22 protein-coding genes are annotated in these 16,845 nt (G+C 70.9%); 9 read left to right on the forward strand and 13 right to left on the reverse strand.

All coding sequences use genetic code 11. From position 1 onward, the window contains the following. Nucleotides 1-344: 344 nt before the first annotated feature. From WMF43_RS18730 to WMF43_RS18745, 4 genes are all read left to right on the forward strand, one after another. A complete protein-coding gene (locus WMF43_RS18730) occupies nt 345-734 on the forward strand; it encodes a VOC family protein (RefSeq protein ID WP_437681927.1) in 390 nt (129 codons plus the stop codon). 157 nt (nt 735-891) lie between these two features. Beyond that, nucleotides 892-2,106 carry a cytochrome P450 gene (locus tag WMF43_RS18735; protein ID WP_437681929.1) on the forward strand — a complete coding sequence of 405 codons (1,215 nt, stop codon included), beginning with the start codon at nt 892-894 and terminating at the stop codon, nt 2,104-2,106. A 2-nt stretch (nt 2,107-2,108) separates the two neighbouring features. Beyond that, nucleotides 2,109-2,759, forward strand: coding sequence for a TetR/AcrR family transcriptional regulator (locus tag WMF43_RS18740; RefSeq protein WP_437681931.1), 651 nt, complete (start codon nt 2,109-2,111; stop codon nt 2,757-2,759). Nucleotides 2,760-2,778: 19 nt separating this feature from the next. Then, nucleotides 2,779-2,994 carry a ferredoxin gene (locus tag WMF43_RS18745; RefSeq protein WP_437681933.1) on the forward strand — a complete coding sequence of 72 codons (216 nt, stop codon included), beginning with the start codon at nt 2,779-2,781 and terminating at the stop codon, nt 2,992-2,994. Nucleotides 2,995-3,102: 108 nt separating this feature from the next. On the opposite strand, the gene WMF43_RS18750 is transcribed toward WMF43_RS18745, so the two are convergent. From WMF43_RS18750 to WMF43_RS18780, 7 genes are all read right to left on the reverse strand, one after another. Beyond that, nucleotides 3,103-4,191, reverse strand: coding sequence for an L-type lectin-domain containing protein (locus WMF43_RS18750; RefSeq protein WP_437681935.1), 1,089 nt, complete (start codon nt 4,189-4,191; stop codon nt 3,103-3,105). Nucleotides 4,192-4,309: 118 nt separating this feature from the next. Continuing rightward, the gene (locus WMF43_RS18755) at nt 4,310-5,080 is read right to left on the reverse strand and encodes a hypothetical protein (RefSeq protein ID WP_437681937.1); all 771 of its coding nucleotides are present in this window, start codon (nt 5,078-5,080) and stop codon (nt 4,310-4,312) included. A gap of 88 nt (nt 5,081-5,168) precedes the next feature. Next, a complete protein-coding gene (locus WMF43_RS18760; protein ID WP_437681939.1) occupies nt 5,169-5,558 on the reverse strand; it encodes a hypothetical protein in 390 nt (129 codons plus the stop codon). 205 nt (nt 5,559-5,763) lie between these two features. Then, a complete protein-coding gene (locus tag WMF43_RS18765; RefSeq protein ID WP_437681941.1) occupies nt 5,764-5,955 on the reverse strand; it encodes a hypothetical protein in 192 nt (63 codons plus the stop codon). 3 nt (nt 5,956-5,958) lie between these two features. Continuing rightward, on the reverse strand, nt 5,959-6,654 hold the full coding sequence (locus WMF43_RS18770; protein ID WP_437681943.1) for a Uma2 family endonuclease: 696 nt from the start codon (nt 6,652-6,654) through the stop codon (nt 5,959-5,961). 58 nt (nt 6,655-6,712) lie between these two features. After that, a complete protein-coding gene (locus WMF43_RS18775; RefSeq protein ID WP_437681945.1) occupies nt 6,713-7,567 on the reverse strand; it encodes a M55 family metallopeptidase in 855 nt (284 codons plus the stop codon). A gap of 353 nt (nt 7,568-7,920) precedes the next feature. After that, entirely contained in the window at nt 7,921-8,505 is a 585-nt protein-coding gene (locus WMF43_RS18780; RefSeq protein ID WP_437681947.1) for a hypothetical protein, read from the reverse strand. 101 nt (nt 8,506-8,606) lie between these two features. On the opposite strand from WMF43_RS18780, the gene WMF43_RS18785 reads away from it, so the two are divergent. The 5 genes from WMF43_RS18785 to WMF43_RS18805 all read left to right on the forward strand — a co-directional run bounded on the left by WMF43_RS18785 (nt 8,607) and on the right by WMF43_RS18805 (nt 12,400). Beyond that, nucleotides 8,607-8,828: a hypothetical protein gene (locus tag WMF43_RS18785; RefSeq protein WP_437681949.1), complete on the forward strand. Its 222-nt coding sequence runs from the start codon at nt 8,607-8,609 to the stop codon at nt 8,826-8,828. Between the two features lie 163 nt (nt 8,829-8,991). Then, nucleotides 8,992-9,534, forward strand: a complete 543-nt coding sequence (locus WMF43_RS18790; protein WP_437681951.1) for a hypothetical protein — start codon at nt 8,992-8,994, stop codon at nt 9,532-9,534. 529 nt (nt 9,535-10,063) lie between these two features. Further along, entirely contained in the window at nt 10,064-10,246 is a 183-nt protein-coding gene (locus tag WMF43_RS18795; protein ID WP_437681953.1) for a hypothetical protein, read from the forward strand. Nucleotides 10,247-10,248: 2 nt separating this feature from the next. Next, nucleotides 10,249-10,650: a WD40 repeat domain-containing protein gene (locus WMF43_RS18800; protein ID WP_437681955.1), complete on the forward strand. Its 402-nt coding sequence runs from the start codon at nt 10,249-10,251 to the stop codon at nt 10,648-10,650. A gap of 442 nt (nt 10,651-11,092) precedes the next feature. Further along, the gene (locus WMF43_RS18805) at nt 11,093-12,400 is read left to right on the forward strand and encodes a serine/threonine-protein kinase (protein ID WP_437681957.1); all 1,308 of its coding nucleotides are present in this window, start codon (nt 11,093-11,095) and stop codon (nt 12,398-12,400) included. Nucleotides 12,401-12,414: 14 nt separating this feature from the next. Here the strand turns inward: WMF43_RS18805 and ureG are convergent, their stop codons facing one another. Genes ureG through WMF43_RS18835 form a run of 6 tightly spaced genes read right to left on the reverse strand, consistent with a single transcriptional unit; the run spans nt 12,415 to nt 16,845 of the window. Beyond that, nucleotides 12,415-13,059 carry an urease accessory protein UreG gene (gene ureG, locus WMF43_RS18810; protein WP_437681959.1) on the reverse strand — a complete coding sequence of 215 codons (645 nt, stop codon included), beginning with the start codon at nt 13,057-13,059 and terminating at the stop codon, nt 12,415-12,417. Continuing rightward, a complete protein-coding gene (locus tag WMF43_RS18815; protein WP_437681961.1) occupies nt 13,056-13,736 on the reverse strand; it encodes an urease accessory protein UreF in 681 nt (226 codons plus the stop codon). The genes ureG and WMF43_RS18815 overlap by 4 nt, the downstream gene beginning before the upstream one ends. Beyond that, nucleotides 13,733-14,440 (reverse strand): urease accessory protein UreE, encoded by a 708-nt coding sequence (locus WMF43_RS18820; RefSeq protein WP_437681963.1) that lies wholly within the window; start codon nt 14,438-14,440, stop codon nt 13,733-13,735. Before WMF43_RS18820 ends, WMF43_RS18815 begins: the two co-directional genes overlap by 4 nt. A 1-nt stretch (nt 14,441) precedes the next feature. Continuing rightward, a complete protein-coding gene (ureC, locus tag WMF43_RS18825) occupies nt 14,442-16,163 on the reverse strand; it encodes an urease subunit alpha (protein WP_437681965.1) in 1,722 nt (573 codons plus the stop codon). A 12-nt stretch (nt 16,164-16,175) separates the two neighbouring features. Next, nucleotides 16,176-16,487, reverse strand: coding sequence for an urease subunit beta (locus tag WMF43_RS18830; protein WP_437681966.1), 312 nt, complete (start codon nt 16,485-16,487; stop codon nt 16,176-16,178). 10 nt (nt 16,488-16,497) lie between these two features. Next, complete coding sequence (locus tag WMF43_RS18835) at nt 16,498-16,845, reverse strand: urease subunit gamma (protein WP_437681968.1); 348 nt, start codon at nt 16,843-16,845, stop codon at nt 16,498-16,500.

A 16,845-nucleotide genomic window follows, 5' to 3' on the forward strand; every position in this document is an offset into this window, starting at 1 on the left:
GCGACCACGGCGGGCGATCGCGAGGGCCTGATCGAGCACCTCGAATCGCTGCAGGCCGGCCGCCGGCCGCCGCGGGTCTGCGGGCGCACGAGGCCGGCCTCCCTGCGGGGCTGGCGGTGCTCTCTCTCAGCGCAGATCACTCGGGTTGAGGGCGGCTGCACCCACAATGCGCGAACCCCGCTCGGCTCCTTGACACGCTGGGGCAGCCGTCGGATACGCTATTCACGATGCGTGGAGGCGGCAGAAGTCGGGGATAGGACGCCACGGTTCGCAGCCTGCATGCGAAGACGCGAGCACACGTCGTGCAGCACAGCTGGTTCGACGTTGGTCCGCAGGAGAAGCCGATGAAGCGCACATGGACAATCCTTGGTGTTGCTGATGTTGCTCGAAGCTTCAGATGGTATCAGTCGCTGTTCGGGCAACCGGAGACGGCTCCCGCCCATGATTACTTCGGGCAGATCCTGGACACGGACGGAACGGTCTTGCTTTGCCTCCACCGGTGGGGGGCCCACGAACACCCGCCGTTGAGCAGTCCCGACCACGCTCAACCTGGCAACGGGCTGCTCTTGTTCTTCCGGGTGGATGACTTCGACGAGACGCTGCTCCGGGCCCGCGCGCTCGTCTCTCAACTGGAGGAGGAGCCGTCCTTGAACCCCAGCACCGGGACCAGAGAGTTCGCGCTCCGCGATCCTGATGGCTATTACGTCATGGTCAGCGCGCTGGCTGCGGCCTGACAGCTCATACCTGCCTCCTCCCACATCCACCACCCCTGACGACGTCCCCTGAGCGGCGCCCACCCCCGGTTGCCCCTCCGCGCCGGCGCTTCACGGCCCCGACTTAAGTCACTTGACTTGTAAGTCGGTTGCCTTAGAACTGTCGCAGGAGGTCTTGATGAGCACTGACAGCAGCGAGCAGGTCCTGGAGTATCCGTTCCGCGCCCCCACGGCGGTCGAGCCGCCGGAGGAGTGGGCGAGGCTCCGGAAGGGGTGTCCGGTCGCCCATGTCCGGCTGCCGAGCGGGGACAACGCGGTGCTGGTCACGCGTTATGACGACGTGCGTCAGGTGCTCTCGGATCCGCGGTTCACCCGCAACTTGAGCCAGGAGGGCGCGGCGAGGCTCACGACGAACGAGGGGGGCAGCGCCTTCGAGAGCGAGGCCGCGGCCGAGATCTCGGGCGGCGAGCAGCACGAGAAGTGGCGGCGCTTCATCAGCCGGTGGTTCACCGTCAAGCGCATCTCCGCCATGCAGCGGAGCATCGAGGCGATGGCCCATCAGCTCATCGACAAGATGGTCGCGAAGGGGCCGCCCGCCGACCTCGTGAGCGAGCTCGCCTTTCCCTTGCCGGTCTGGGTGATCGCCGAGATCCTCGGCGTCTCCGTGGATGACCGCGACAGGCTCGCTCACTGGTCCAACGCGATGCTCACCCTGTCGCAGTTCACCCAGGCGGAGGTCGACAGGGCCCAGGCGGAGTTCGTCCATTACCTGATGGGCCACATCGCGAAGAAGCGCGCGCAGCCCGGGGACGACCTGCTCAGCGATCTGATCAGGGCCGCCGACCAGGGAGAGCAGATCAACGAGAAGATCCTCTTGATGACGGCGCAAGGCATCCTGGTGGCCGGGCACGAGACCACCTCGAACATGATCGGCAAGATGGTCGCCATGCTGCTGTCGGACCGGAAGCGCTGGGAGCAGCTCGTCGCCGAGCCCTCCCTCGTCCGCACCGCGGTGGAGGAGGTGCTGCGCTTCGACGCCAATGCCGGCTTCGGGCTGCCGCGCTTCATCACCGAGGACATCGAGCTCTCGGGCACGAAGGTGCCGAGCCGCACGACGGTCATCTGCAGCATGGCCGCGGCCAACCGGGACGAGCAGGCCTTCGAGCGGGCCGACGACATGGTGCTGAACCGCTCGCCGAACCCGCACCTCGCGTTCGGCGCAGGCGGCCACTCCTGCGTCGGTCAGGCGCTCGCGCGGACCGAGCTGCAGACGGTGCTGAGCGTGCTCCTGCGCCGCCTGCCGTCGCTCGATCTCGCGGTCGCGCCCGAGGATCTGCCGCGCCGCGAGGGTCTGCTCGTCGGCGGGATCGAGGAGCTCCTGGTACGCTGGTGAACATGGCCGGATCGAGGGTGAGGCATGCGCAGGGCAGCGATACGAGAGAGGTCATCCTGGACGCGGCGGAGCGGCTCTTCGCCGAGCACGGGGTGGCGGCGGTCTCGAACCGCCAGGTGAGCGAGGCGGCCGGCCAGGCGAACAATTTCGCGGTCGGTTATCACTTCGGCACCAAGAGCGATCTGGTGCTCGCGATCGTGCGGCGGCATGTGCCGTTCATCGAGCGGCGGCGCGAGGAGATGCTCGCGCAGATCAAGGGTTCGTCGGACCTGCGCGACTGGCTGGCGTGCCTCGTGCGGCCGACCGTCGACCATATCGCCTCGCTCGGCAGCCCGAGCTGGTACGCGCGTTTCTCCGCGCAGGTCATGACGGACCCTGCGCTGCGCAAGCTGGTGATCGACGAGATGGTCGCCACGCCGGCCATGCAGGAGACCATCGCGGGGCTCGAGCGGCTCAGGCCGATCTGGCCCGAGGAAGTGCTGGAGGAGCGCGGCGACATGAGCCGGCACCTCATCGTGCACATGTGCGCGGAGCGGGAGCGCGCGCTGCAAGCGGGGAGCGCCACGCCGCGGGCCACGTGGGAGGCGGCGGCGGTGGGGCTCGTGGACGCGCTGGTGGGGCTCTGGACGGCTCCGGTGACCGCGACGACGTGAAACGGAAGCGGAGGGACGAATGGAAACGAGCTCGAAGCTCAAGGTGGTCGTGGAGTACGAGAAATGCTGCGGCGCGGGCCAGTGCGTGATGGTCGCGCCGAAGGTCTTCGATCAGCGGGAGGACGGGATCGTGATCGTGCTCGACGCCGAACCGCCGAAGGAGGAGCACGCGGCGGTCCGGGAAGCGGTCGCCGTTTGCCCCGGCGCCGCGCTCCGGGTGGACGAGGGTGAATGAGGAAGCGCGGGCAGGATCAAGCCGCGTCATCGCTCCGGAAGGTCATGCTCGGTATGAGCGGCCGTCTCTTGAAAGCGCGCGCCAGGGCGCCGCGCAGATCCCGCTGGATCAGAGGCAGCGCGGGGAGGGGAAGGTGATCGTCACATTCCGGATCTCCTGGCGCGCAACGGCATCTCCCGTGCCGGCGGCGAAGCCATAGAAGAAGCTCGATCCGACGGGAAAGCCGCTGATGGCGAATCCCTGGATGTGGGGCTCGCCGTCGATGCTCACGTTCACCTCGCCCTGATCGAAAATGACCCGGGCCGTATGGAACGCGCCGTCGCCGAGCGCGACGCTGCTCTCCACCTGGCTCAGCGAGCTGAGGACACCCGCCCTGCAGGGCCGGGCGAGGTCGTCCACGCCCACGTGGTTGCTGTTCCAGTCTGCGCAGTCGAAGTTGTTGTAGGTGTCGAGCTCGACGCCGTAGCCCTCGAGCCCGGCCATGCCGAGGCCGCCGCCGGGCTCGCCCACGATCGCCTCGCCCGTCGTCTGGAGCATGAAGCCCACGCCGTCGCCGCTGCCGAGGCGGAACTCGAACGTCGCGGTGAAGGCGTCGGCGGCGATGGGGTTCCGGTAGACGATGGTGCCGGCCTGCAGGTTATCGGACTCGGTGAGCACGCCGGTCCGCGCCGCCCGATCCCAGAAGGCGGTCCCGTTGAAGAACCACCCCTCCGGCGGCGAGATCATGTCCGCGGCGAGGGTCGCCGCGCAGACCGTTCCCTCGGGGCACGTGCTCTCGTCGGTCTGCCCGTTGCAATCGTTGTCCACGAGGTCGCACACCTCGGGCGCCGGCGCCGTCTCGCCCGTGCACGGGCCCCAGGCGCCCCGCGAGCAGACCTGCACGCCGGCCTTGCACGCCCCGACGCCCTGGGTGCCCTGCGGGCCCGAGTAGCAGCTCCGCTCTTGCCCCTCCACGCAGGCGCACCCTTCATCGACGATCCGATCGCAATCGTTGTCAACGCCGTCACAGGCCTCCGGCGCAGGCACACACACGGCGCCGACCTCCTCGGCGCCGGCCTCCTCGAGGATGTCGCTCCGGGCTCCGCACGTGGAGACGGCGGCGGCGAGCGCCGGGAGAAGAAAGAACGCCAGCGCGCGCGCCCGCAGGCCTGCGCCGGCCGCTGCGCGCGAAGAGGAGATTGTCTGGGAAGGTGGCATGAGCCCTCGATGCTGAGCGCGACCGAAGGTCACGTGGAGGATGCGGGACGTCCTCGCGCACCAGCTCTTTCTGCCCGCAGTGTACCAGATCGAGAGAAACGCGCGTCCAGGCATCCGCCTAACGCGGCCCAGGCGCCGCGGCGCCGTCGGAGCGCTCGCCGTCGCGGCGCTCCGCGCGCAGCCGCCGCGCGACGACGACGTGACCGAACAGGGCCGCCATGACCATCACCGCGGGCAACCAGACGAACGGCGGGTAGCAGACCCAGGTGTTCACGTGGCCCGGGTCATCGCCGAACGCTCGAACCATCGGGGACGACAGCACCGCCACCGCCGCGATCACGGAGAGCAGCACGATCCCGAGCGCGTTCCACGCCGCGGCGACCCAGAGCGGGACGCGGCGTAACGCGATGAGCGGCGCCAGCACGAGCGCGCTGGCGCCGGTCAGGATGTCGAGGTTGAGGCCTGAATAAGACATCTCCGCCGGCATCACCCCCTCGGCGGCCGCGCGGTGCATCAGCAGCTCGAGCGGGAAGCGGAACGCCTGCGCGCCCACGAGCGCCGCGAGCGGCAGGCCGAGCGCGAAGCGCCGCCCGAGCGGCGAGAGGCCGAGCGAGAGCCCGCCGGCCATCACGACCGCGAACATCAGCGCCATCGGCGGCGGCCGCAGATCGAAGCGCGCGAGCGTCCCGCTCGCCGCGAGCGCCCACGTCGCCCCCATCCACAGGGCGACCCCCGCCGCCGCCGCCGCGGCCGCGCGGCGAGACGGCGCCGCCCCCGCGGCGGCGCTCCCGCGCGCCGCCCCCCACACGAAGAGGGCGGCGACCAGCAGCGCCAGCGCGGCAAAACCAAGCTCGAGCGGCGCCGACGCGGCGGGAGGCGGGTACGTCACGAGCTGCTTTTACACCGGTTCTCGGTCGGCCGCGCAGCCCGCGTTCGTGCAGGCGCGCAGCGCCGTCGTCCACCGCTGCAGACCGGTTCTACTCGATCTCCGCCGGGATGCGCCCCGCGACCTCTTTCTGACAGCTCGCTCCGTTCAGAAGGCATCCGATGGCCACCGGAACGGAACCGCTCATCACCCTGCCGAGAAAGCCGTCGTGGCCTTCCGGCGACTGCACCTCGATGACATGATGACGCGCGCCGTCATGCACCCCGGCGGTGCCGAGCCCGATGACCGGCGGCGATGTGGGGACGAGCACACCGACGATTCCCACGAACGCGAACGCAGTATAATTTCTCATTGTCTCCTCCCGCTCGATGCGTGTTTCGATGCCGGCGGCGCCGCGTGCAATCGCGGGCCGGGGCAGGGGGGACCCTACGATAGAAAAGGCTATCGGATTCGCCGCGCCGGCGTCCACCGCAATACGCATTCGCCAGCGCGCTTCCGAGCGCCAGCTCTCGTTACGAGGCTCCAGCCGCGAGCCCGCCGCAGGTCCACGAGCCGCGGCGGCTCGTCGCAGACGATCTTCGCCAGCACGGGCAGCAGGTGGTCGGTCGGCCCTGTCGAGATCGAGGGGGTGGAGCGGGTGCGGTTCGTCGCCAGCGGCTGAAGCGCGAGCTGACGGCCGGCCGCCTTCACCGGCGCGGCGGCCCCTCCGCCTCCTGCCGCGTCTTCCGCCGGCGGCGGCGGTCGCGCTCCTCGACGATGAGCCGCTCGAGCGTGGCGGAGCGGTTGGGGCGGCGGCCCAGGGCGTCCTCGGCGGCGAGTTCGTCGAGGAGCTTGTCGGCCTCGTCGGAGATCGTGAAGTTGACCCGGTGGATGCCCACGCGTCAGCCGCCTCGCCGGCGCAGCTCGGCCTCGAGCTCGGCGATGCGCCGCTCCGCCGTCGCCCGGGCGGCCTGCTCGGTCTCCGCGCGCCGTCGCTCGGCCTCCTCGGGGGTGAGGACGAGCTCCGCCCCGTCCGAGGTGCGGGCGAGGCGGAGCGCTGCCGGGTGGCCTCCGGCCGGGACGACGACCCAGTGCAGCCCGAGCACGGCGCACGGGCTGCGCTCCCCCTCGACGACGCGCTCGACCAGGTCGCCGTCGATGCGATCCCAGACCCGCAGCCGCTCCCCGGGCGCGGCCTCGGGGTCGAACGCGACGAGCTCCAGCACGCCGAGATCGTGGTACTTGCGGAGCTTGTCGGCCCAGGTCTGCGGATCCGCGTCGTGCTCGCTCACGATCTCGACGGCGAGCTCAGGGGCACCGCGCTCCCACGTCTTCCAGGAGCCGAACGGCGTGTCCGGGGTGCCGAGCCGGACGAAGGCGTCCGGCGCCAGGCACCGGCTCGGGTCGGACGCGGCCCAGTAGACGAACTGATCGGACCCGATCGCCGCGCGATCCGCGAAGGTCTTCAGCACGAGGTAGAGCAGGGTCCTGATCTCGAGGTGGCGCTTGGTCTCCGGCACGACGGCCTCTTCCGGGAAGTGGAGCGGGGAGGGCGCGCGGACGTGACGGAGACGACGCGCGAGCGGGGCGTGCTGCATGGCGACAGTATACACACGGGGTGTGTATACGTCGAGGGGGCATCCTGGACGTCGCTCCTCAGACCACCGCCGTGCCGGCGATCTTCGTGATGGCGAGGACGGCGCGGAGCAGCTCGCGCGCGCTCGGGGCGACGTAGCGCACGCGGCGCGAGTCCAGGCGGACCACGCCGGGGACGAGCTCCGCCGCGTCGGCATATGCGGTCGCGAGCAGCGAGACCGTCACGCCGATCGGCAGCGGGAGCGTGTAGGGCTTCACGCGAGCGAGCCCCCGCAGGGCCTCGCTCGCGGCGGCCCGGATGCGCCGGCAGGCCTCGTCGGGGTGGATCGACCGCGCGCTGTAGCGTGTGATCGACTGCTTCACCGCCACGGTCGTTACGCCCGGGAACCGCTCGCTCGCGTGGGCGGTCACGGCCTCGTCCCCCGTGACCAGCGCCACGGGCACCCCCGCCTCGCCCACGACGAGCGCGTTGATGGCCGCCTCATCGACCCACAGCCCGGGATCGTCTGCCGCGCTCTGCGCGGGGTGCAGCCGGATCTCGCCCACCACCGCGCCGTAGTAGGTGTGATCGAGCACGCTCGCGCGCAGGCCCGCGCCCCCGTGATACCCGACGAAGAACGCCGCGTCGGGCTGGCCGGCGTCCAGCCCCTGCACCATCGACAGCGGCTTCAGCGCGCCCGAGATCACCTCGACGCGCGGATCCAGCTCCTCGAAGAGGAGGTTGCGCATGTCCCCGTGGCTGTCGTTGACGACGACCCGCGTGGCCCCGGCGTCGAACGCGCCGAGCGCGGCGGCGTTCGCCTCGCGGCTCATCCACGCCCGCGCGCGCTCGTAGTCGCCGCCTCCCCGGCGCGTCTGGTCGACGTGCACCACCCCCGCGCATCCCTCCAGGTCGATCGAGATCAGCACGAACATCGGTGTCCCTCCTCGCGCCGCCGCGGCGGCCACGCAGGGGCTAGCGCCGCGCGCCGAGGCGAGCCACGCCGGGCCGACGTCGGCGTCGAGACGAAGGTCGCGCTCGCCCGCCGCGGGCAGGCGGACACCGCCGGACGTGTGTCCCCGCGGCGACGGGCGCCGGACGTGTGTCCCCGCGGCGATGGCCGCCGGACGTGTGTCCCCGCGGCGACGGGATCTCGATCTGTTCGGCCTCTCCAGCGCTCTTCGATGGGAGCTCAGAGGCAGCGCGGGGAGGGGAGGGGGATCTTCACATCTTCAACAAGTCGAGGTAGCCGAGCGCGCAGCACCGACCGCGCTTCGTGCGGCCAGGACTAGCCGGTGGGCGCCCCCGCGAGCGGCGCACCGTCAAGCGCTGCACCGGGGGCCGGCAGCGCCCCCGCGCCGGCCGGCGCAGCGACGGGCGCTGCGTCGGAAGCAGGCGCAGGTGCCGGCAAGGCGGCGCCGGGTGGCGCGGCGGTGTCCTCCGGGGGGGCGTCCGCGTCGCTGGACGACGCCGTGCGGCCGCCGCGGCCCTTGTAGAGCGACGGCGCGATGGTCTCGGCGTCTCCCTCGTTCCAGCGCAGGTAGGCGACGGCGCGGCGGGTCTGGTCGTAGGCGTGCACGAGCAGCGCGAACGCGCGCGCCCGCTTGTCCGCGGCCTCGGTCGGCCCGGGCCCCTTGCCGTGCTCGCGCACGCCGAGGGCGGCGAGCAGCTGCGGCCCGATCTCGCCGGCGCGCTTCACCTCCTCCTCGGTCGCGGCCGTCTTGCCGGCGATCTCGGGCCAGCTCGCGCCGAAGAGCGCCGAGAGCGCGACGAGGTCGTTCGCGGTGTCGATGTGCCCCTGGCCGGCGCGGATCTCCGCGACCGTCTCCGCGTCGAGCAGGCCGCGGCGGGCGAGGGCCTCGGCGTCGCTCAAGAGGTCCTCGCGGAGCGGTGCGGCCGGTTGATGCGGCGCGTTGGCTACGCGCGCTACGGCGCGTCCGCCGCATCGTCTCACCCTGGCTGAATGACCGCCTCGTGCGCGAGCTCACGTGCCCGCTCGTAGACCTAGACGAGCAGCACTCCTGGGTCGGGCGGCACTGCGCCGCCGTCGCGCTGCACTACGTCTACACGAACCTCTGCCACATCCCGCGCAACATGCGAATCACCGCCGCCATGGCGGCGGGCATCACGGATCGCGTCTGGACCCTGGAGCCTTTCGCCATCGCAGCGATCTCGCGCAGGACGTCGCTCGGGTAGCGGCCTTCGTTCTTGGCGATGGCCTGGACGACCTCGGCCAGGGGGACAAGTTCGACGACTTCACCCTGCCCTGAGCTCACGCGCGCGCTGGTTTTGGCGGCCCTGGCATGCCGCTGGCAACAAAGTCCCGCACGCGACGGAGTGCGTCGCGTGGAGGTGGACCATGCACACCAGGATCGGCCTGACCCTGGCCGCGCTCATGGGGGCGCCTGCCTGCGGGGTACCAGACGAACCGAGCGAAGCGGGAGGCGGGGGCGCGGAGGACGTCCCCCCAGCGCTGCGGAGCTTCGAGGTGAGCCTCGACGAAGCCACGACGGCCGAGAGCGTGATCCCCCAGATCCTCGAGGCCGGGCGGCCCGAGCTCGCGGCAACCTGCGCGGACCACCCCGACGAGGTGATCCGCATCTTCAGCCCGATCGAGCCGAGCGCCTACGCTGACGTCGCCTGCGCCTCGGTGCTCAGCGGCGGCGCCGCCGCCCCGGAGCAGAGCGCTGTACCTGCCTCGGAGGGGGCGGAGCCGATCGGGTCGGTTCAGCAGCCGTGGAGCCCGCTCGGCCTCGGGTGCGGCATCTTCGTGCTGGGGTCCAGCCTGGTCGCCAGCCGCGCGATCTGCCCGAGAGCTCGCAATCAGCGCGACCTGAAGCGCTGCCAGAACTGGTCGGACACAGGCTTCGCGGGCCTCTCGATCATGTGCGCCTTTCTCTGACCGGTGACCTATGTCCAAAATCCCGCGAACGATAGGGATTTTCGCGTCCGGCGGCGCGCTGATCGCTGCCGCACTGACCACGCCGTCTGAGGCGCCCGGCTACTCGTGGGGGGACCTAGCGCGCCTCGCGCTTCCCTTCGCGCTCTTCGTGTACGCGCGGTGCTGGCTCGACGAGGGGCGCGCACGTGAGCGCGCCGCACGCGGGGTGAGGGACGAGCTGTAGCCGCGCCGGCCGGCCGCGAGGCACGACCCGCCGGGCCCGCCGCCCGACCTGTCGCCGCACGGCCCGCCCCTCGGCCACGAAGCCCCAAGCGAACACCCGGCAGCGCTGCGCCTCGACAAGGCGGAGCGCCACCCCATCCGGCAGCCGCCCTGTCACCCTGGCGACCACGCTCGTACCGGTCCCTCGCCACCACCGACCGCTGCTCGAGCCCCACCGGGGCAAGCTGCGCCTCGTCGTGCTCTGCGCGTGCTTCGGCGGCGACGCCTCTCCAGAGGGCCGGAAGAGCTGACGGCCGAGGCGATCCGCTTGCACCCGCTGGTGCGGGAGTTTGCCGAAGCGACGATCGCGGATGGCGAGGCGTTCGCAGACGCGTGCGCGGGGCGGCTGACCGCGGCGTTATGGGACATCGGGCGGCTGCACGAGGAGGCCGCGGCGCGGGGGGCGTACGCGGTGCTCGAGGATCTGCGGGACGGCAAGATGCTGGCGTAGCAGTGACACCCGATGGACGCTTCATCCTCGCCTCCAGGCAGGGAACCCTCAGCATGTGGGTGCTGTCGACCGGGAAATACGTCGAATTCGGTTCTCCGGAAAAAACGGCTGGATATCGCGTGTATGAGGGGGCAGTGGACTTCGTTGCGGTGACGCCGGATGGCCGTCTTGCCATCTCAGCGTATCGGGACAAGCTCACGGTGTGGGAGGTCTCGACCGGACAGGTCGTTCGCATCATCGAAGTCCCTACCGCCACGGTGACCGACGTTGCGGTGACGCCCGATGGCCGCTTTGCCGTTTCCGCCTCTTCGGACAGGACGCCGTTCCGCGGCGAGGACCACGGCGCTCCCAGCCAGCGCCCGTACCGCCCTGGCTGCGACGCTGAGGTCGTGCTGCGACGCTGAGGTCGTGCTCGATCCCGACGGAAATAACCTCAGGTCGCCCACGACGGCCGGCGAACAGGTCGGCGGACGCCATCGAGATCATATTCTGACCTGGGCGAGGGCGCCGCTTTGGCGCGGATCCACCACCCTTGCGCACCTTAGGGTGAATCCGGCGACTCCCGAGCGAGGCGCTTCCATCGTTCCTGATTTCACTTCAGCCCTCCCGGTGGTATCGTAACCGACATGCCCCGGTCTCGGTGTCCAGGAGCGTTGGCGCATCAGCGCGTCAATGAGCTTGGGCACGGCGACGGCACGGAGGGTACTGCTCGTGTGGCAAACATCGGCTTCCGGTGGACGAGTTGACGCCGATCTGCAGATGGTGGACAGCGCGCGTGCCGTTGCGGCGCGCTCCAGCCGCTCCGGCGACGCCGGTCCCGCTTCTTCTGCAGCCGGGCGGGGCGACGTGGCGCAGGACCCGCGGCGCAACCAGCTCGTCGCCGGGCGGTACAAGCTCTTGCGGCTGGTCGGACGCGGCGCCATGGGCGAGGTGTGGCTCGCGCACGACGGGGCTCTGCGGGTCGACGTCGCGCTCAAGCTCCTCGCGGTCCAGTGCGAGAGCCAGGCTGGCACCGCCCTGGAGCGCTTCCGGTTCGAGGCCCAGGTCGCGGCGCAGCTGGCGCAGAAGACGGACTACATCGTCGCCGTGCGCGACGTCGGCAACGATCCTGCCGTGGGTCCGTACCTCGTCATGGGCTACGTCCGAGGTCGGTCCCTGAGGCAGCTGATGCAGGAGCGGGGGCCGATATCCCCGGCGGAGCTCGCCCCGCTCCTCGGCCAGATCGGAGAGGCCCTCTCGGTCGCGCACGGCCTTGGCATCGTGCACCGCGACGTCAAGCCGACGAACGTGCTGCTGGAGGAGGAGCACAACGGTGAGGTGCGCGCCAAGGTCGCGGACTTCGGCATCGCCAAGTGGATCCGAAAGGAGCTGCCGGCCGACTTCCCCCGTCGAACCGCCGACGGCGTGGTGCTGGGCACGCCGGCGTACCTGAGCCCGGAGCACACATGCGACGGGGACACCAGCCCGCACTCGGACCTATGGGCGCTCGCGGTCGTCTCGTACGAGGCGCTCACCGGCCGGCTGCCCTTCCCGGGCCGCACCATGAGCGACGTGCTCGCCTCGATCCTGGCCCGAGCGCAATCGCCGCGGTCGGCGCTGTACCCGGAGGCGCCGCCGGCGGTCTCGGCCTGGTTCGCGCGCGCCTTCGCCCTGAATCCGGCGGAGCGGTTTCCCTCGATCGAGGCCATGGTCGCCGCCTACAAGGCCGCGGTCGGCACGTCGGGTGCGCCGGCGCGAGCCGAACCGGCGCGCCGGGGCAAGCTGGGCCTCGCGGCCGGCCTCGTCGTAGCGCTTGGCGCCGTGTTATCGACCGGCGCGCTGCGGCCGCAGGCGGACGTGCCCGCCGCGCTGCGGGCGTCGAGCGTCGACGCGCGCGCCGCCTCCATCGTTCGCGCCGCGCAGGCGCGCATCGCAGCCCAGGCGAGCCCACGCCCCGCGGCGACACCAGCTGACGCCGCGGCGGTGCGGGCCGCCGTCCCCGCGCCCGAGGAGGCCCCCGACCCCGCGGCCGCGCCGCGCCCCCTCTCCGCGCAGGCCGCGCGTCCGGTCGACCTCCGCCCGGCGCCGCGGAGCGCGCGCGTCCCCCGCGGCAACCGCGCGACGGGCGCGCGAGGCGTGCCCGCCGAGCGCGAGCTGCTCAGGACGCGCCACTGAGCGGCGATGACCCTTCATCCACCTGCCGCGGCGCTATTTCTGGCGTCGAGGCCGCCCTTCTTCACGATGAAGGCGGCGATCTCCTCGACCCCCTTGTTCTCCTTCAGGTTGGTGAAGAGGAACGGCCTGTCGCCCCGCATCTTCCTGGCGTCCCGGTCCATCACCTCGAGGCTCGCGCCGACCATGGGCGCGAGGTCGATCTTGTTGATGATGAGCAGGTCCGAGCGCGTGATGCCCGGGCCGCCCTTGCGCGGGATCTTGTCGCCGGCGGACACGTCGATGACGTAGAGGGTCAGGTCGGCGAGCTCCGGCGAGAAGGTCGCGGCCAGGTTGTCTCCGCCGGACTCGACGAACACGAGGTCGAGCGGGGCGAGCCGCTGCGCGATCTCCCGGACGGCCGCCAGGTTGATGGAGGCGTCCTCGCGGATCGCCGTGTGGGGGCAGCCGCCGGTCTCGACGCCGACGATGCGCTCGGGGCTGAGCGCGCCCGAGCGGGTCAGGAACTCCGCGTCTTCCTTCGTGTAGATGTCGTTGGTGACGACGGCGACGCGCCACTCGTCGCGCATGCGCTTGCAGAGGCGATCGACGAGCGCCGTCTTGCCGGAGCCGACCGGCCCGCCGATACCGACCCGGAGGGGACCGTGGGTGCTGGTTGTCATGAGCGGAATAACCTCGTGTGTTGGGTTTCGTGTTGCATCGACGAGAGATCGACCATCGGCGTCGCGGCGCCGATGTGGTCGAGCGGGGTCTCGCGGGCGCGCCGCGCGGCGGCGGCGATGACCGGCTCGAGCGCCGCGACGACCCGCTGGCCGTCGGTCTGGCCGAGCGGGATCAGCCGGATGCCCGCCGAGACCAGGCCGGAGCCGAAGGCGTGCAAGTACGCCGCCAGCGCCGGCTCGAGCGGCACGCCGTGCGCGGCCGCGGCGAGCCCGACGGCGACCGGCAGCGCCGCCTCGCCCGCGTGGCGCTCCGCGAAGGCGTCGAGGCGAGGGTGCGGCCAGGCGGCGCGGGTGATGGTGAGGAACGCGGCGCCCTGCTGCGCGCTCTCCAGCGCGAGCTCGCGGGTGCCCCGGAGCGCCGCCGCGAGCTCGGCCACCTCGTCGAGCTCCTGGTCCTGCTTGGCGCGGTAGGCGGCCGCGAGCAGCGCCGCGTCGACCCGGCCGGAGCCCTCGCCGAGGATCGTCGCGACCCAGGCCCGGAGCTGCTCGGCGGTCGTGACCAGACCGGCCTCGACCGCCCACTCCAGCCCGTGGCTGTAGCTGAACCCGCCGACCGGGTAGGCCGGCGACATCCAGCTCAGCAGGCGGTAGAGGGCTCCCTCTGCGACGGCGCTCACCCGCGTCCGCCCTCGCGATCGTGCACATGGCCGTGGGAAGGGTCGTGGTCGTGGGAAGGGCCATGCTCGTGGGAGTGCCCGTGCTCGTGGGAGTGCCCGTGCTCGTGGGAATGCCCGTGCTCGTGGTCGTGGGAATGCCCATGCTCATGGTCGTGGGAATGCCCGTGATCGTGAGAATGGGAATGCCCATGCTCATGGTCGTGGGAATGCCCGTGATCGTGAGAATGGGCGTGCCCATGCTCGTGGGAATACCCGTGCCCCTGCGGCGCCTTCTGATCGTAAGCGCCGCGCTCCGGCGTGAACGGGGCGCGCAGCGGCGTCGCGTCGGCGCCGAGCCCCCGGACCATGTCCACGATCACATGATCATCGCGGATCAGGATCCGCGCGCCCTCGAGCGCCGCCGGGATATGGCGGTTCCCGATATGCCAGGCGATGCGGGGCAGATCCTTCACGTCGCGGCAGGTGACGGCGACGAGCTCCTCGTCCGCCGCGCGCACCTCGATCCAGCCGCCGTCCTCGAGGCGAAGCCCGTCCCCGTCGCCGAGCACGGTCGCCTCTGGAAGGTCGAGCAGGAACTCCCATCCTTGATCGGTCGCGAGCCGGATCCGCCGGCGGTGCCGGTCGTCGTAGGCGAGCGTCACGGACGCCTCGGCGGCGGTCTCGGGAGTGCTCCCGCGGGGAACGACCTCGATGGCGCGTCGCATGTCAGTACAGGAAGTATCGCTGGGCCATGGGGAGCACGTCCGCCGGCTTGCAGGTGAGCACCACGCCGTCGGCCTTCACCGTGTAGTGCTCCGGGTCGACCTCGATGCGCGGCGTGGCGCTGTTGTGGATCATGCTCGCCTTCGAGATCCCCTTCCGGGTGTTCTCCACCGCGATGAGCGGCCGCGACAGCCCTGCGGTCTTCTCGATCCCGCGCGCGATCGACGCCTGGCTGACGAACAGGAACGAGCTCTCGATCGCGTTCCGGCCATACGCCCCGAACATCGGCCGGTAGTGCACGGGCTGCGGCGTCGGGATGGCGGCGTTGGGATCACCCATCGGCGCCATGACGATCGAGCCGCCCTTGATCACCATGTCCGGCTTGACCCCGAAGAACGCCGGCGACCAGATCACGAGATCGGCGAGCTTGCCGACCTCGACCGAGCCGATGTGCCGGCTGACGCCCTGGGCGATGGCCGGGTTGATGGTGTACTTGGCGACGTACCGCTTGGCGCGGAAGTTGTCGTTGTCCCGGGTCTCCTCCGGCAGCTTGCCGCGCTGTCGCTTCATCTTGTCGGCGGTCTGCCACGTCCGCAGGATGACCTCGCCGACGCGCCCCATCGCCTGGCTGTCGCTCGACATCATGGAGATGGCCCCGAGGTCGTGGAGGATGTCCTCGGCCGCGATCGTCTCCTTCCGGATACGGCTGTCGGCGAACTTGACGTCCTCCTCGATGTTCGGGTTGAGGTGGTGGCAGACCATGAGCATGTCCTTGTGCTCCGCTACCGTGTTGATCGTGTAGGGCCGGGTCGGGTTCGTGGACGACGGGAGCACGTTGGGCTCCCCGACCAGCGCGATGACGTCGGGCGCGTGGCCGCCGCCCGCGCCCTCGGTGTGGAACGCGTGGATCGTACGCCCTTTGAAGGCCCGGATCGTGTCCTGCACGAAGCCGCCCTCGTTCAGGGTGTCGGAGTGGAGCGCCACCTGCACGTCGTAGTCGTCGGCGACCGCGAGGCAGTTGTCGATGGCCGCGGGCGTGCTGCCCCAGTCCTCGTGGAGCTTCAGCCCGCAGGCGCCGGCCTCGATCTGCTCGATGAGGCCGGCGCGCAGGCTGGTGTTCCCCTTGCCGAACAGGCCGATGTTGATCGGCAGCGCCTCGGCGGCCTGGAGCATGCGCCGGAGGTGGAAGGGCCCGGGCGTACAGGTCGTCGCGGTCGTGCCCGCCGCCGGCCCGGTGCCCCCGCCCATCATCGTGGTCAGGCCCGAGCAGAGCGCCTCCTCGACGAGCTGCGGGCAGATGAAATGGATGTGCGTGTCGATGCCGCCGGCCGTGACGATCTTCCCGCCGCCCGCGATGATCTCCGTGCCGGGGCCGATGACGATGGTCACGCCGTCCTGCACGTCGGGGTTGCCGGCCTTGCCGATGGCGGCGATCCGGCCGTCCCTGAGGCCGATGTCCGCCTTGACGATGCCCCAGTGGTCGAGGATGAGCGCGTTGACGATCACCGTGTCGACGGCGCCCTCGGCCCGCGTCCGCTGCGACTGGCCCATGCCGTCGCGGATGGCCTTGCCGCCGCCGAACGTGACCTCCTCGCCATAGCCGTGGGAAGCGGTGAGGTCCTGCTCGACCTCGATGAAGAGGTCGGTGTCGGCGAGCCGCACCTTGTGGCCCACGGTCGGGCCGTACAGGTTCGCGTAGCTGGAATGAGGGATCGGATAAGGCATCGCCAGCGTCTCCTAGAGTGGCCCGTTGATCTTCCCTTGAAAACCCACGACGACGCGGGCGCCGCCGTAAGCCACCAGGTACACCTCGTATCTGCCGCCCGGCTCGAAGCGCCTCGCCGTGCCGGCCGGGATGTCGAGCCGCATGCCGCGGGCCCTCTCGCGGTCGAAGACGAGCGCCTCGTTCACCTCGTAGAAATGGTAGTGGCTGCCGACCTGGATCGGCCGATCGCCGGTGTTCTCGACGGCGAGCACAATCGCCTGCCGGCCCTGGTTGAGCTGGATGTCGACCGCGATCTCGGGGGTGATGATCTCTCCGGGAATCATGAGGCCTCCTCTACGTCTGCGGCTCGCCCTGGGGATCGGAGGACCGCGCGCGCCGCGGGCCGATCGGGTTGTGGACCGTGACGAGCTTCGTGCCGTCGGGGAACGTCGCCTCGACCTGGACGTCGTGGATCATCTCGGCGACGCCCTCCATCACCTGATCCGTGAAGAGCACGCGCGCGCCTTTGCTCATCAGCGACTCGACGGTCGCCCCGTCGCGGGCGCCCTCGAGCACGAAATCGGAGATGAGCGCGACCGCCTCCGGGTAGTTGAGCTTGACGCCGCGCTCCAGCCGCCGGCGCGCCACCATCGCGGCCACGGAGATCAGCAGTTTGTCCTTCTCGCGGGGGGTGAGATTCAT

Source organism: Sorangium sp. So ce131 (assembly GCF_051519095.1).
Taxonomy (GTDB): Bacteria; Myxococcota_A; Polyangia; order Polyangiales; family Polyangiaceae; genus Sorangium.